Raw genomic sequence first — 12,962 nt, 5'->3', positions numbered from 1 at the left:
AGGTTCGTGCGGTGGCCGGTGCCGCCGGTCCGTCCCCGATGTTCATGGGACCGAGTCTGCGAAGGGGCCGTTTCACGGTTGGGTCTCCTTTGTCACCGCCGTGTTAAAAGGCGCTCACGCCGAAATCCGGACGGCGCACACCTTGAACTCCGGCATTCGCGAGACCGGATCGAGCGCGGTGCTGGTCAGCAGGTTCGCGCGCCCCTCCCCCGCCCAGTGGAACGGCATGAACACCGTGTCGCGGCGGATCGCGTCCGTGACGCGCGCCGCCGCCGTGGCCGCGCCCCGGCGGCTCTCCACCTTCACGTCCTGGCCGTCCTCGACGCCGAGCCGCTCGGCGAGGTCGGGATGCAGCTCCACGAACGGGCCCGGCGCCGCGTCCGCGAGCGCCCGGACCCGGCGGGTCTGCGCGCCCGACTGGTACTGCGCCAGGACCCGCCCGGTCGTCAGGTACAGCGGGTAGTCGGCGTCGACGTCCTCGGCCGGGCCGTGGTGCTCGACCGCCGTGAACCGGGCCCGCCCGTCCGGTGTGGGGAAACGGTCCAGATAGGGACGCGGCGTGCCGGGATGGTCCTCCCCCGGGCAGGGCCAGAACACCCCGCCCTCCGCCTCGATCCGCTCGTAGGTGATGCCCGAGTAGTCGGCGATGCCGCCGGCGCTCGCGCGGCGCAGCTCGCCGAACACCCGCTCGGAGTCGGTGCTCCACTCCCCCGGCGCGCCGAGCCGCCCGGCGAGAGCCGCGATGATCTCCAGGTCGGTGCGGACGCCGTCCGGCGGGCCGACCGCGCGGCGCCGCCGCAGCACCCGGCCCTCCAGGTTCGTCATCGTGCCGGACTCCTCGGCCCACTGCGCCGTGGGCAGCACCACGTCGGCGAGCCGCGCGGTCTCCGAAGGCACGAAGTCCGCCACCACCAGCAGGTCGAGGGCGCCGAGCCGCTCCTCGACCGACGACGCGCGCGGCGCCGACACCACCGGGTTCGACCCGAACAGCAGCATCGCCTTCGGGCCGCCCGCGGTGCCGAGCGCCGACAGCAGCTCGTACGCCGACCGGCCCGGCCCCGGCAGCGCGTCCGGGTCCACGCCCCACACGGCCGCGACGTGCGTGCGCGCCGCCGGGTCGTCGATCTTCCGGTAGCCGGGCAGCTGGTCGGCCTTCTGGCCGTGCTCGCGCCCGCCCTGCCCGTTGCCCTGCCCGGTCAGGCAGCCGTAGCCCGAGCCGGGACGGCCCGGCAGCCCGAGCGCCAGCGCCAGGTTGATGAAGCCGCTGACCATGTCGGTGCCGCGCGCGTGCTGCTCGGAGCCGCGCGCCGTCAGCACGTGGGCCCGGCCGGCGCCGGCCAGCAGCCGGACCGCCTCGCGCATGCTCGGCACCGGGACGCCGGTGATGCGCTCCACCCGGTCCGGCCAGTACGCGTTCACGACCGTCCGGACGGCCTCGAACCCGGTCGTGCGCGCCGCGATGTAGTCCTCGTCGACGAGGCCCTCGGCGATCGCCAGGTGCAGCAGCCCGTTGGCGAGGGCGATGTCGGTGCCCGCCGCCGGCTGCAGGTGCAGGTCGGCCTGGCGCGCCGTCGCGGTGCGGCGCGGGTCGATCACGATGAGCGCGCCGCCGCCCTCCCGCATCTCGATGAGGTGCCGCATGAAGGGCGGCATCGTCTCGGCGGGGTTCCCGCCCGCCAGCAGGACGGCGCCGGACTCCGCCAGGTCGGTGACCGGGCCGGGCAGCCCGCGGTCCATCCCGAACGCCCGGCCGGACGCCGCGGCGGCCGACGACATGCAGAACCGCCCGTTGTAGTCGATCTGCGACGTCCGCAGCGCGACCCGGGCGAACTTGCCCAGCTGGTACGCCTTCTCGTTGGTCAGCCCGCCGCCGCCGAACACCGCGACGGCGTCCGGCCCGTGCTCGGCGGCCAGCCGCCCGATCTCGGCGGCGACGCGGTCGAGCGCCTCGTCCCAGCTGCACGGTTCCAGCGGCGCGTCTCGGGATCGGCGCATCATCGGCGTGGTCAGGCGGTCCGGGACGGTGAGCAGTTCGGCGGCGGTCCAGCCCTTCTGGCACAGCCCGCCCCGGTTCGCGGGCACGTCGTCGCGCGGCGTCACCCGCACCGGGGAGCCCGCGGAACCCGGCGCGCCGTCGAGGTTCATCCCGCATTGCAGGGCGCAGTACGGACAATGCGTAGGAGTCCCGGTCATGGCTGAAGAGTCCGGCGGCGCCGTTTCGCGCTCGGGTCCCACGTGTGACCCGGGCGTTAAATGCGGTTCACGCCGCACATCCGTCAAGGTCAGGCGCGCACCGCGGGCACCCCGGACAGAGGTTGACGATCGCGTGTCAAGCGTTGTCGGCGATTGTCAGGGTCCATTCGTCACCGACCGGCCGAATACCGAACCGGATTCACTGGCGGCCCGGCGATCTCGCGGAAAATGCGGTCCCCGCCCCGCCGCCCCGCGGATCACCCGACGGCCATCCGGCCTAATCTCGGTACATGCCCGACCTTGCTTACTACGCCTCGCTGCCGCGCTCCCGCGGCGCCGCGGCGGCCCTGCTCCTGGACGACCTCGGGCGGGTCCTGCTGGTCAAGCCCACCTACAGCGAAGGCTGGTTCCTGCCGGGCGGGGTCATCGAGACCGACGAGTCCCCGCTCGCGGCGTGCGTCCGCGAATGCCGGGAGGAGCTCGGGTTCGTCCCCCGCCTGGACGGCCTGGTCTGCGTCGACTGGGGCTCCCCGCGCGACGACGGCGTCGACTCGGTCAACGTGTTCGTCTTCGGCGGCGCCATCACCGACGCCGAGCTCGAGGCCATCCGGCTGCCGCCCGACGAGCTGTCCGACCACGTCCTGGTCGCGCCGGAGAAGATCCCCGAGCTGTCGCCCGCGCACGTGTCGCGCCGGATGGAGCCCAGCCTGCGCGCCCTCGCCGACGGCCGCCCCGTCTACCTGGAGGACGGCCGGGAGCCCGCGTTCGGCACGGCCCGCTGACCGCACCGCCCGCCGACCGCACCGCCCGCCGACCGCACCGCTCACCAGTCGCGCCGATGGCGGGCCGCCCCGCCGGCCGGACGCGCCGCGCCTACACCGGCGCGGCGTCCTGGATGAGGCGGGCGCCCACCGGATCGGCGGCGCGCGCGCAGTGGGCGCCGCAGTAGAACCGCCCGTCCACCTCCACACCGTGCCCGAGGATCCGGCACTCGCAGTGCTCGCAGATCGGCGCCATCCGGGTGATCGCGCACTCGAACGAGTCGAAGGTGTGCACGCTGCCCTGCGCGTGCACCTCGAACGCCATCGCGTAGTCGTTCCCGCAGACCTCGCAGGTCGCCATCGGTCCTGTTCTCCTCCCCCCGCCGCGCCGCGATCACTGTCTACCCCGGCGGGAGCGGCCCCACCCGTCTCACATCGGGCGAGGCCACGCTGTGCAGTGGAGTTATCACCGTTGCATCACCGGCTGCACAAGCACGAAACCGCGCGCTCCTACGGTCGTGCCGCGACACAGACCACAGGGAGACACGATGACCGTCACCACCCAAGCCGCGCGGACCGAGCGCGGCGGCCCGCTCAGGGGCCGCCGGATCGACGACTGGCGGCCCGAGGAGCCGGAGTTCTGGGCCGCGACCGGCTCCCGCGTCGCCCGCCGCAACCTCGTCATGTCCATCTTCTCCGAGCACATCGGCTTCTCGGTCTGGACGATGTGGTCGGTGGTCGTGCTGTTCCTCGGCCCCGCCTACGGCATCGACCCGGCCGGCAAGTTCCTGCTCACCTCCGTCCCGGCGCTGGTCGGGTCGGTGCTGCGGGTCCCCTACACCTTCGCCGTCGCCCGGTTCGGCGGACGCAACTGGACGGTCGTCAGCGCGTCGCTGCTGCTCGTCCCGGCGGTGCTCGCCGCGTTCCTGATCAAGCCGGGCGTGTCCTTCTCCACGCTGCTGGTCCTCGCCGCGATCGCGGGCGTCGGCGGCGGCAACTTCGCCTCGTCGATGGCCAACATCAACGCGTTCTACCCGCAGCGGCTCAAGGGCTGGGCGCTCGGGATCAACGCGGGCGGCGGCAACCTCGGCGTCGCCGTCGTCCAGCTCGTCGGGCTCCTGGTGCTCGCCACGGCGGGCAAGGGCCACCCCGGCCTCGTCGCCGGCATCTACATCCCGTTCATCGTCCTCGCCGCGCTCGGCGCCGCCCTCTACATGGACAACCTTTCGCAGGCCCGCAACGAGAAGCGGGCGATGCGGGACGTGTGCAGCGACGCCCACACCTGGATCATGTCGCTGCTGTACATCGGCACGTTCGGGTCGTTCATCGGGTTCGGGTTCGCGTTCGGGCAGGTGCTGCAGGTGCAGTTCAAGGCCGACTTCGACACCCCGGTGAAGGCCGCCTACCTGACCTTCCTCGGCCCGCTGCTCGGCTCGCTCATCCGCCCCGTCGGCGGCCGGCTCGCCGACCGGATCGGCGGCGCCAAGGTCACGTTCTGGAACTTCGTCGCCATGGCCGTCTCGGCGGTGCTGGTGCTCATCGCCTCCCGCAGCGGCTCGCTCGCGCTGTTCCTCACCGGATTCGTCCTGCTGTTCGGCTTCAGCGGCGTCGGCAACGGGTCCACCTACAAGATGATCCCGGCGATCTTCCAGGCGAAGGCGCGGCTGCGGATCGCCGGGGGCGAGGACGCGGACGCCGCCCAGCACGAGGCGCGGCGGCTGTCCGGCGCGCTCATCGGGATCGCCGGCGCGATCGGCGCGTTCGGCGGCGTGCTGGTCAACGTCGCCTTCCGCCAGTCGTTCCTGGACTCCGGCACCGGCGACGCCGCCTACATCGCGTTCATCGCCTTCTACGCGCTGTGCTGCGTGGTCACCTGGACGGTCTACCTGCGGCGCCACCCGAGGAGGCCGGAGGGCGTCTGACGCCCTGCCGCGCGTTGCGCTGCCGCCCGCCCCGCGACCGGCCGGGCCCCTCAACGGGGTCCGGCCAGTTCGGCGCCCGGCCCGAGGACCGCAGCACCGACTCCCACGCGTCCCCCGAGGCCAGCGGCAGGTGCGGGACCCCCCAGTGCCACGCCGACACCAGCACCTCGGGGTCGCGCGGCCGGTAGTCGGCGCCGATCGCGCGGGCCATGTCCCAGGCGTGCAGGTGCCACTCCACGCAGGCCGCGCCCGCGTGGTCGCCGACGGTGTACTTGGTGCCGCGGTAGATCAGGTGGGTGCGGTCCCACATGTCGGGCATCAGGTCGGCGTAGGCCCCGGCGGAGACGGAGAACGCCGTGATCCGCTCCGGGCCCGGCTCCGGCGGCAGCACCGCCAGCTCCGCCGCGTTCTGCCGCGCCTGCTGGCGGATCAGCACCGCCGACGCCGCGTCCTGCGCGAACAGCTTGGCCAGCCGGCTGTCCGGCGCGTCCTGCAGGTACTCCAGGAAGTTCTCCGCCACGCACCGCAGGTGCCCGGCCAGGTCAATCAGCTGCCAGTCGGCGCACGGCGTCGGCACGTCCCAGTCCTCGACCGCCGACGCCAGCGCACGGATCGCCCGCGTCCCGTCCTGGTAGGACTCGAGTACGCGGCACCGGTCCGGCGGCGTGCGCTCCACGTGACTTCCCCCCGCGTCCAGGGCACCAGCGCCCTCTCCGCCGGAGCGCGTCCCGCGCCCGCCGCGAGCTCGCGGCGGGCGGCGCGGGCCGCCCCGGCGTTCCCCGAGAGGGCAGACTCTCAAAGTTCGGTGGCCGGTGCCACTCGGTGGTGCTGTGTCGTCCCACGTCGTCACACGTGGTCCCGGGCCGCCGCCGCGGCCCCCCGGCCGCCGGCGGCGCCCGCTCAGACGGCCGCGGCGGGACGGGTCCGGAAGCTCAGCCGGTGCGCCTCGCGCGCGGTGCGCAGCCGGTCGACCTCGTCGGTCCACGGCCGCACGGACGGGCGCGCCTTGGCCTTGCGGCGCGCGATCTCCGCGGCGCGGCGCGCCGTGGCGTCCTGCGCCTCGGACACGTAGACCTTCGGGCCCATGGCGACCCGCTCGGCCGCCTCGGCCGCGGCGAGCGCCTCGGTCAGGGCCTTGTCGAAGGCGATGGTCAGCTCGTGCAGCCCCGTCCCGGACGCGTCGGCGCCCTGGGCGTCGCGCAGGGCGCGCTCGGCCTCGGAGGCGGCCGCGATGCGCGCGTCGTAGTCGGCGGCCAGCCGCTCGTCGGCCTCGTACTGCTCCGCGACGTCCTTGCCCACCCTGCGGATCAGCGGCATGGCGATACTCCTCAAGCTCACGATCTTCATCGTCACGATGGAGGCCAGCGTACGCGCGCCGGTCGCCGAGTGTGACGCCGGACACCGAAGTCGGCGCCTTTACACAGTAAGGTAACACCGGGTCGCGATGTCCCCGCGCAGGTCCCCGCGGCATCCCCGATCATGTCGGCGGACCCCCGTACGCTTGCCCCCATGGTCAGGCAGCCCAGCATCAACGCCCAGAACCGCGCGCCGCTGTCCATCGAGCGCATCACCGAGGCGGCCCTGCAGATCGTCGACGGCCAGGGACTCGGCCGCCTCACCATGCGCCGTCTCGGCGACGCCCTGGAGGTCGAGGCGATGGCGATCTACCACCACCTCCCCCGCGGCAAGGAGCAGCTGCTGGACGGCCTCGTCGCGCACGTCGCGTCCGCCCCCGCCGACACCGGCGCGGCCGCGGGGTCATGGCGGGACGTCCTGCGCTCCTGGGCCGGCGACTACCGCGCCCGGCTCCTGGCGCACGCGGGCGTGCTCCCGCTCGTGGTCACCCGGCGCAACCCCGTCGCGCTCGCCACGACCGTCGCGTCCCTGCGCGAGGTGCTGCGGCGGGGCGGCGTGCGCGAGGAGTCCGCCGCCGTCGCCGCGCACACGCTGCTCGGCTACGTGATCGGGCACGCCGCCCTGGAGATCCGCGGCACGGAGGAGGACGGCGCCGACCGCGCGGTCGACTGGGACGCCCGGTTCACCGCCGGCCTCGACCTCGTCCTCGCGGGCGCCGGATAACGGCGCCCGGGTCAGTCCTCGACGACCAGCACCTCGAGGTGCCGGGGGCCGTGCATGCCCTCCGCCCGCACCATCTCGACGCCGTACGTCGCGGACGGCCCGCTGATCCAGGTGAGCGGGCGGGCCGGGTCGAGCCGCTCCACGGCCTCCGGGACCGTTCCGACGATCTGCTCGGCCTGCACGACGCACAGATGGTAGGCCGGGAGGAGGGTGAGGGCGCGCCTGCCCTGCGCCCGGCCGCCGTCCAGCACCACGGTCCCGGTCTGGGCGATCGCGACGGCGCAGCCGGTGACGACGCCGTCCGCGGCCGAGAGGCCGTCGAGGTCGATCGCGGGCCGGTCGGCCATCGCCCGTACCCCGTCCAGCTCCGCCAGCCACCCGAACGGCAGGTCCGCCGGGACGACGATCTGCTTGGCCTCCCGGCCCCACAGGGCGGCGGCGACCGCGGTGGCCAGCTCGTCCGCGCCGACGTGCCGCACCGCCGCCCGGTTGTCGGCGACCCGCTCGCTGAACAGCGCCGGCACGTCCGCCGCGCTCTCCCGGTCCGGACCGCCGGCCGCCGCGGCGGCCAGCCGGCGCGCGTACCCGCGCGGCACCGGCGGGCGCGGGCCGCGCTCGCCGCCGAGCGCGTCCCGGACCCGCCGCAGCACCTCGTCCCGGGAGCTCACCGGCGCCTCCGGGCCCACCAGGCGCGGAAGGTCTCCGGCGGCGGCGCGGGCAGGTCGCGGGCCTCGGTCCACTTGCCGAGCAGGCCGGGCAGCCGGCGGATCCGGCCGCCGCGCGACATCAGCCGCGCCCACCGGGTGCCGCGCCGCAGCGCCGCCTCGTACCTGCGCGGGTCGCCCATCGTCCAGGCGAGGCCGCGCATCAGCATCAGCTCGGGCGTGGGGACCGGCCGGTGGCGGCGCGACTCGACCACCTTGCCGCGCAGGTGGACCAGCACCTCCGGGATGTCGATCTTCACCGGGCAGACGTCGGCGCAGGCCCCGCACAGCGTCGAGGCGAACGGCAGGGACGCCTCGGCGGCCCGCTCCACGCCGCGCAGCTGCGGGGTGAGGATCGCCCCGATCGGCCCCGGGTGGACGGGACCGTAGGGGGCGCCTCCCGTCCGCTCGTAGACGGGGCAGACGTTCAGGCACGCCGAGCAGCGGATGCAGCGCAGCGCGGCGCGCCCGATCTCGTCCGCGAGCGCGTTGGTGCGGCCGTTGTCGAGCAGGACGAGATGGAACTCGCGAGGGCCGTCGCCGGGCGTGACGCCCGTCCACGACGACACGTACGGCGTCATCGGCTCCCCGGACGACGAGCGCGGCAGCAGCTGGAGCAGGACCTCCAGGTCCTGCCAGGTCGGGACCACCTTCTCGATGCCCGCGACGGTGATCAGCGTGTCGGGCAGCGTCAGGCACATCCGGCCGTTGCCCTCCGACTCCAGCAGGACGGCCGTGCCGGTCTCCGCGACAAGGAAGTTCGCGCCCGTGACCGCCACGCGCGCCCCGAGGAAGCGTTCGCGCAGGTGCAGGCGCACGGCCTCGGCGAGCGCGGCCGGGTCGTCGGACAGGTCGTCGGGGGCCCCGGGCAGCCTCCGCGCGAACAGCTCGCGGATCTGGGCGCGGTCGCGGTGCGGCGCGGCCGACAGCAGGTGCGCGGGCCCCTCCTCGCCGAGCCGGGCGACGAGGTCGCCGAACGCGGTCTCGCGGACGGTCACGCCCGCCCGGGCCAGCGCGCCGTCCAACCCGATCTCCCGCACCGCCGACGAGGTCGACGTGACGACCTCCGCCGCGCCCGCGGCGCGCACCAGGCCCGTGACGACGCGGCGCGCCTCGGCGGCGTCCGCCGCCCAGTGCACGCGGCCGCCCGCCTCGGTGACGGCACGCTCCAGCTCCTCCAGGTGCGCGTCGAGGCCGAGGAGCGTCTCGTCCCTGATGGCCCGGCCGGCCTCGCGCAGGTCCTCCCAGTCGGCGGGCTCGGGAATCGCCGACCGGCGCTCCCTGATCGCCGCGGTGGCGCCGCGCAGCGTGCGGCGCAGGCCGGTGTCGGCCAGCGCGGACCGGGCGGCGACGGCGAACTTGGGCCGCGCGGCCCCCGCCCGCGGCGGCCCCGGCGCCCCGGCGGACCCCGGTGACGCGCCGGTCACGCCGGCCCCGTCCCGGCCAGGATCTCGGCCACGTGCATGACCCGGACGCCGCCGCGCAGCCGCGACAGCGCGCCGCCGATGTGCGCGAGGCAGCCGTTGTCGACCGCGCACACCACATCCGCGCCGGTGTCGCGGACGTGCCGCACCTTGTCGGCCACCATCGCCACCGACACGTCGGCGTTCTTCATCGCGAACGCGCCGCCGAACCCGCAGCACTCGTCCGCCGCCGGCAGGTCCACCAGGTCGAGGCCCTTCACCGCGCGCAGCAGCCGCAGCGGCCGGTCGGCGACGCCGAGGGCCCGCGCGGACTGGCACGACGGGTGGTAGGCGACGCGGTGCGGGAAGTAGGCGCCGACGTCGGTGACGCCCAGCACGTCCACCAGGAACTCGGTCAGCTCGTAGACGGCCAGCTCCTCGGCGGCGCGGGCGAGCGCGGGGTCGCGGGCCGCCCGCGCGATCCGCGGATAGGCGTCGCGGACGGCGGCGGCGCACGACGCGGACGGCGCGACGATCACCTCGGCGCCCTCGAACGCGGCGGTGAACGCGCGTGCCAGCCCGGCGGCCTCCCGGTGGTAGCCGGTCGTCCAGTGCACCTGGCCGCAGCAGGTCTGGCCGGGCGGGTAGGAGACCTCGTGGCCGAGCCGCTCCAGCAGCGCCGTCACGGCCTTGCCGGTCGCGGGGAACAACGCGTCGTCGAAACACGCGACGAACAGTGCGACGCGCATACCGGCCTCACCCCCACGCCTCGCAAAGCCTCGCCCCCGGGGGACATCGTAGGGCGCCCGGAGGCGCCGTCCGGGGGAAACGATCGCACACGCCGACCGGATCCGGGCGGCCCGGTAAGGAGGATGGAACCGGCGGGAAGGTTTCCCGCCCGGGACGGCGTGTCGCCGTTCGCCCGCTATCGCACGTGAGGGACGCTATGCCTGGCACCTCGGGGTGAGACGGGTCACAGATCACCGGTACTCCGGTACCACGGGACAACCGTCCCAACGGGCTATGGCCGGTCCGGGCGAACCGTTCCACACTGGGGTGCGTCATAAGAGATAAGCACAACAACCGACCAGTAGTTGAGACCGGAGGCACGCCGATGTGCCCGCACCAGCCGCCCTGTCCCTCGCACAACGCATCCGACCGCGACGCCGCCAGGACGCTCGCCGCCCATCCCGAACAGGGGTGGAGCCTGCTGTGCAACGGTGTCGTGCTCTTCGAGGACACCGGCGAGCTGCTGCCCGACGGAGCAGTCATCGCACCGCACCGGCCGACGGACCTCAAGGCGCCGTCCGCCGCGTGACCAGTCTCCGACGGGGGACTAGTTCGAACGGGTGATCATCCTCGGGGGCACGCCCGCCCGACCACGACCTCTGGGCCCGCACCGGGCCCAGAGGCGTTCTGTTTCTCCGGCCCTTTCGGCGGCCCTGTCGGCGGGCCCCGTCAGCGGCCGCTCCGGACGGGGGACGCCGCCCAGCGCCGCAGCCACGGCTCCGCCGCCCGGCCCGCCTCGGCCGGGTTCCTGTTCAGGTCGTGCCGCTCCCCCGGCAGCACCGTGACCTGAGCCGCGTCCGCCGCGTCCGGCACCCCGAACGGGTCGCGGTCCCCGTTGACGACGAGCACCTCCACGCCCGCGCCGCGCAGTTCGTCCACCCGGGTCTTCTCGGGCCTGCCCGGCGGGTGCAGCGGGAACGCCAGCGCGATGACGCCCGCCGCGCCGGCCCGCACCGCCGTCCTGCACGCGACCCGCGCGCCGTTGCTGCGGCCGCCCTGGACGAGCGGGACGTCCCCGAACCGCTCCCGCAGCACCCCGATGACCTCCAGCCACGCCTCGTCCTGCTTGGCGGCCGGGCCGGGCGCCCGCCGCCCCGCCAGCCGGAACGGCTGCAGGACCCGCGCGACCGCGCCGCCCAGGCCGAGCGCGGCGTCCCGGACCGCCAGCAGGTCCGGCGCGTCCACTCCCCCGTTCGACCCGTGCGTCAGCACCAGCAGGAACGCCGGGCGGTCCGGCTCGTCCAGGGTCGCCTCGGCGGGCCCGCGCGCGGTCTGGATCTGCATACCGCCACCGTATCCGCCGGGCATGGCCGATGATCTTGTGGGGCACACTGGACGGATGGAGCAGATGACCGACAGTGAATGGCGCGCCTTCGTCTCCGAGGGCACCCGCACCGGAAAGGCCGGCGTCACCCGCAAGGACGGCACGCCGCACGTCACGCCCGTCTGGTTCGTCCTCGACGGCGACGACCTGCTGTTCACCACGCACAACGAGAGCATCAAGGGCCGCGTCCTGAGCCGCGACCCGCGCCTGTCGGTGTGCGTGGACGACCAGACCCCGCCGTACTCGTACGTGATGATCCAGGCCGAGGCCCGCCTCGTCGAGGACATGGACGAGCTGCTCAGGTGGGCGACCGTCCTCGGCCGCCGCTACATGGGCCCCGAGCGCGGCGAGGAGTTCGGGAAGCGCAACGCCGTCCCCGGCGAGTACCTCGTCCGCGCCCGGATCACCAAGGTGGTCGCCGAGCGCGACGTCGCGCACTGAGGTCAGGCGGTGGGGCGGTCGGGCGGCGCCGGCTCGCCCATCGCCAGCCGCAGCCGCTCGGCGAAGCTCTCGTGCAGCAGCGGGCCCCACGGGTAGCCGTCGGGGACGCGGACGGCGTCGCCGACGGCGTCCGGCGCCTCCCCGGGGGGCCTCTCGCCGGCGTACCGGACGGCCAGCAGCGCGTACATGTGGTCGAGGGCGCCGAACGCCTCGCCGGCGAGGGCGGGCAGCGTGCCGTCGGTGACGGCCTGCTCGACGACCGGTTCCCACCACAGGTCGGCGGGGTCGGCCGCGTCGTCGGGATCGTCGCCGAAGTCGCGGCGCAGCCGGGCCCGGACCTGCCCGGCGACTCCGGGGTCGGCGAGCCCGCGCCGCCACACCTCGCCCGCCTCCGGGCCGCGCCCGCGCAGCGGCAGCGTCCGCGCCAGCAGTTCCGTCGCGAGCGGCCCGACCTCGGGGTCGGCGGGGTCGGCCGGGTCGCCGAGCGCCGCGCCGAACGCGCCGACGGCCTGGTCGAGGTAGGAGATGCCGAGCGCGACGGCGAGCCGCGCGTAGGCGTAGGGCGCGCCGTCCCGGTCGATCAGCCTGAGCCCGGCGGCCAGCACCCGCTGCGCGCGTGCGGGCTCGCCGCGCTCCAGCAGCCGCTGGGCCAGCTCGTGCGCGGCGGGCGGCCCGTACTCGGGGTCGCCCGTCCCGACCGCCGCCTCCCAGTGCCCGCGCGCCTCCTCGAAGTCGCCGGCGTCGTCGGCGAACCGGGCCAGCGCGAGATGGGCGGGCGGCAGGTAGGCCGGGTTGCCGAAGTCGACGACGACGCGCCAGGCCGGCGCGGCCTCCTCGTGCTCGCCGGCCCGCTCATGAGTGAGCGCGAGGTGGTAGGCGGCGCGGGGCCCGTACTCGGGGTCGCCGGTGGCGATGGCGGCCCGGTCGGCCTCGCGGGCCGCCTCGACGTCCCCGCCGTCGTCCAGCACGACCGCGAGGCCGAGCGCGGCCTGCGCGCGGCACGGGGTGTCGCCGAGGGCGAGCACCCGCTCGAACAGCAGCGCGGCCTCGCGGGCCGCGCCGTTCTCCGCGAGGCTCCGCGCCTCCTCGCACAACAGGGCCGGATCGCCGGCCGCGGACTCGCTCATCGGTCTTCTGCCCTCTGGGGGTCGGGGTCCGCCCAGAGCCTAGCGACCGGACACCGCCCCGTCCCGGCCGACACTCAGAAACCCCACCAAGATCACGCACACGGCCGCGTCCCCCGCGCCGGCTGAACACCCGTCCGGAAGACCAGACCTCAGCCACCGGCCACGGGCGGGCACGCGGAGCGAGTGCAGCGAGCGGAGCGGGCCCGCCCGCCGGGGGCG

The 12,962-nt window shown here is 75.1% G+C and carries 14 protein-coding genes; 5 read left to right on the top strand and 9 right to left on the bottom strand.

The window, feature by feature from the left end:
* Positions 1-114: 114 nt before the first annotated feature.
* The gene (locus ACA514_RS44775) at positions 115-2,193 is read right to left on the bottom strand and encodes a molybdopterin oxidoreductase family protein (RefSeq protein WP_375047582.1); all 2,079 of its coding nucleotides are present in this window, start codon (positions 2,191-2,193) and stop codon (positions 115-117) included.
* A gap of 290 nt (positions 2,194-2,483) precedes the next feature.
* Here ACA514_RS44775 and ACA514_RS44770 point away from each other — a divergent pair, with 290 nt between their 5' ends.
* Complete coding sequence (locus tag ACA514_RS44770) at positions 2,484-2,975, top strand: NUDIX hydrolase (protein WP_344284743.1); 492 nt, start codon at positions 2,484-2,486, stop codon at positions 2,973-2,975.
* Positions 2,976-3,066: 91 nt separating this feature from the next.
* On the opposite strand, the gene ACA514_RS44765 is transcribed toward ACA514_RS44770, so the two are convergent.
* Positions 3,067-3,315: a hypothetical protein gene (locus ACA514_RS44765; RefSeq protein WP_375047581.1), complete on the bottom strand. Its 249-nt coding sequence runs from the start codon at positions 3,313-3,315 to the stop codon at positions 3,067-3,069.
* 187 nt (positions 3,316-3,502) lie between these two features.
* Here ACA514_RS44765 and ACA514_RS44760 point away from each other — a divergent pair, with 187 nt between their 5' ends.
* Entirely contained in the window at positions 3,503-4,876 is a 1,374-nt protein-coding gene (locus ACA514_RS44760; RefSeq protein WP_375047580.1) for a nitrate/nitrite transporter, read from the top strand.
* Here ACA514_RS44760 and ACA514_RS44755 read toward each other — a convergent pair.
* Both ACA514_RS44755 and ACA514_RS44750 read right to left on the bottom strand, forming a co-directional pair.
* On the bottom strand, positions 4,824-5,552 hold the full coding sequence (locus tag ACA514_RS44755; protein ID WP_375047579.1) for a maleylpyruvate isomerase N-terminal domain-containing protein: 729 nt from the start codon (positions 5,550-5,552) through the stop codon (positions 4,824-4,826). The two genes, ACA514_RS44760 and ACA514_RS44755, sit on opposite strands and share 53 nt — an antisense overlap.
* Before the next feature lie 224 nt (positions 5,553-5,776).
* Positions 5,777-6,214, bottom strand: a complete 438-nt coding sequence (locus ACA514_RS44750) for a plectin (RefSeq protein ID WP_375047578.1) — start codon at positions 6,212-6,214, stop codon at positions 5,777-5,779.
* A 171-nt stretch (positions 6,215-6,385) separates the two neighbouring features.
* Here ACA514_RS44750 and ACA514_RS44745 point away from each other — a divergent pair, with 171 nt between their 5' ends.
* On the top strand, positions 6,386-6,955 hold the full coding sequence (locus ACA514_RS44745) for a TetR/AcrR family transcriptional regulator C-terminal domain-containing protein (RefSeq protein WP_375047577.1): 570 nt from the start codon (positions 6,386-6,388) through the stop codon (positions 6,953-6,955).
* 11 nt (positions 6,956-6,966) lie between these two features.
* On the opposite strand, the gene ACA514_RS44740 is transcribed toward ACA514_RS44745, so the two are convergent.
* From ACA514_RS44740 to ACA514_RS44730, 3 genes are read right to left on the bottom strand one after another with little or no spacing between them, the layout of a single operon-like run.
* On the bottom strand, positions 6,967-7,623 hold the full coding sequence (locus tag ACA514_RS44740; RefSeq protein ID WP_375047576.1) for a lactate utilization protein C: 657 nt from the start codon (positions 7,621-7,623) through the stop codon (positions 6,967-6,969).
* Positions 7,620-9,086: a lactate utilization protein B gene (locus ACA514_RS44735; protein WP_375047575.1), complete on the bottom strand. Its 1,467-nt coding sequence runs from the start codon at positions 9,084-9,086 to the stop codon at positions 7,620-7,622. Before ACA514_RS44735 ends, ACA514_RS44740 begins: the two co-directional genes overlap by 4 nt.
* Positions 9,083-9,811 carry a (Fe-S)-binding protein gene (locus tag ACA514_RS44730; protein ID WP_375047574.1) on the bottom strand — a complete coding sequence of 243 codons (729 nt, stop codon included), beginning with the start codon at positions 9,809-9,811 and terminating at the stop codon, positions 9,083-9,085. Before ACA514_RS44730 ends, ACA514_RS44735 begins: the two co-directional genes overlap by 4 nt.
* Positions 9,812-10,176: 365 nt before the next feature.
* Between ACA514_RS44730 and ACA514_RS44725 the strand changes: the two genes are divergently transcribed.
* Complete coding sequence (locus ACA514_RS44725) at positions 10,177-10,380, top strand: DUF5999 family protein (protein ID WP_375047573.1); 204 nt, start codon at positions 10,177-10,179, stop codon at positions 10,378-10,380.
* 140 nt (positions 10,381-10,520) lie between these two features.
* Here ACA514_RS44725 and ACA514_RS44720 read toward each other — a convergent pair whose 3' ends face one another.
* Entirely contained in the window at positions 10,521-11,135 is a 615-nt protein-coding gene (locus ACA514_RS44720; RefSeq protein WP_375047572.1) for an alpha/beta family hydrolase, read from the bottom strand.
* A 64-nt stretch (positions 11,136-11,199) separates the two neighbouring features.
* Here ACA514_RS44720 and ACA514_RS44715 point away from each other — a divergent pair, with 64 nt between their 5' ends.
* Positions 11,200-11,616 carry a PPOX class F420-dependent oxidoreductase gene (locus ACA514_RS44715; RefSeq protein WP_375047571.1) on the top strand — a complete coding sequence of 139 codons (417 nt, stop codon included), beginning with the start codon at positions 11,200-11,202 and terminating at the stop codon, positions 11,614-11,616.
* Between the two features lie 2 nt (positions 11,617-11,618).
* Here ACA514_RS44715 and ACA514_RS44710 read toward each other — a convergent pair whose 3' ends face one another.
* A complete protein-coding gene (locus tag ACA514_RS44710; protein WP_375047570.1) occupies positions 11,619-12,743 on the bottom strand; it encodes a tetratricopeptide repeat protein in 1,125 nt (374 codons plus the stop codon).
* Positions 12,744-12,962 lie beyond the last annotated feature (219 nt).

It is taken from the genome of Actinomadura sp. NTSP31 (genome assembly GCF_041951385.1).
Taxonomy (GTDB): Bacteria; Actinomycetota; Actinomycetes; order Streptosporangiales; family Streptosporangiaceae; genus Spirillospora; species Spirillospora napierensis.
Note: the sequence above shows the minus strand (reverse complement) of the source record. Positions and strands in the feature narration are given on the sequence as shown.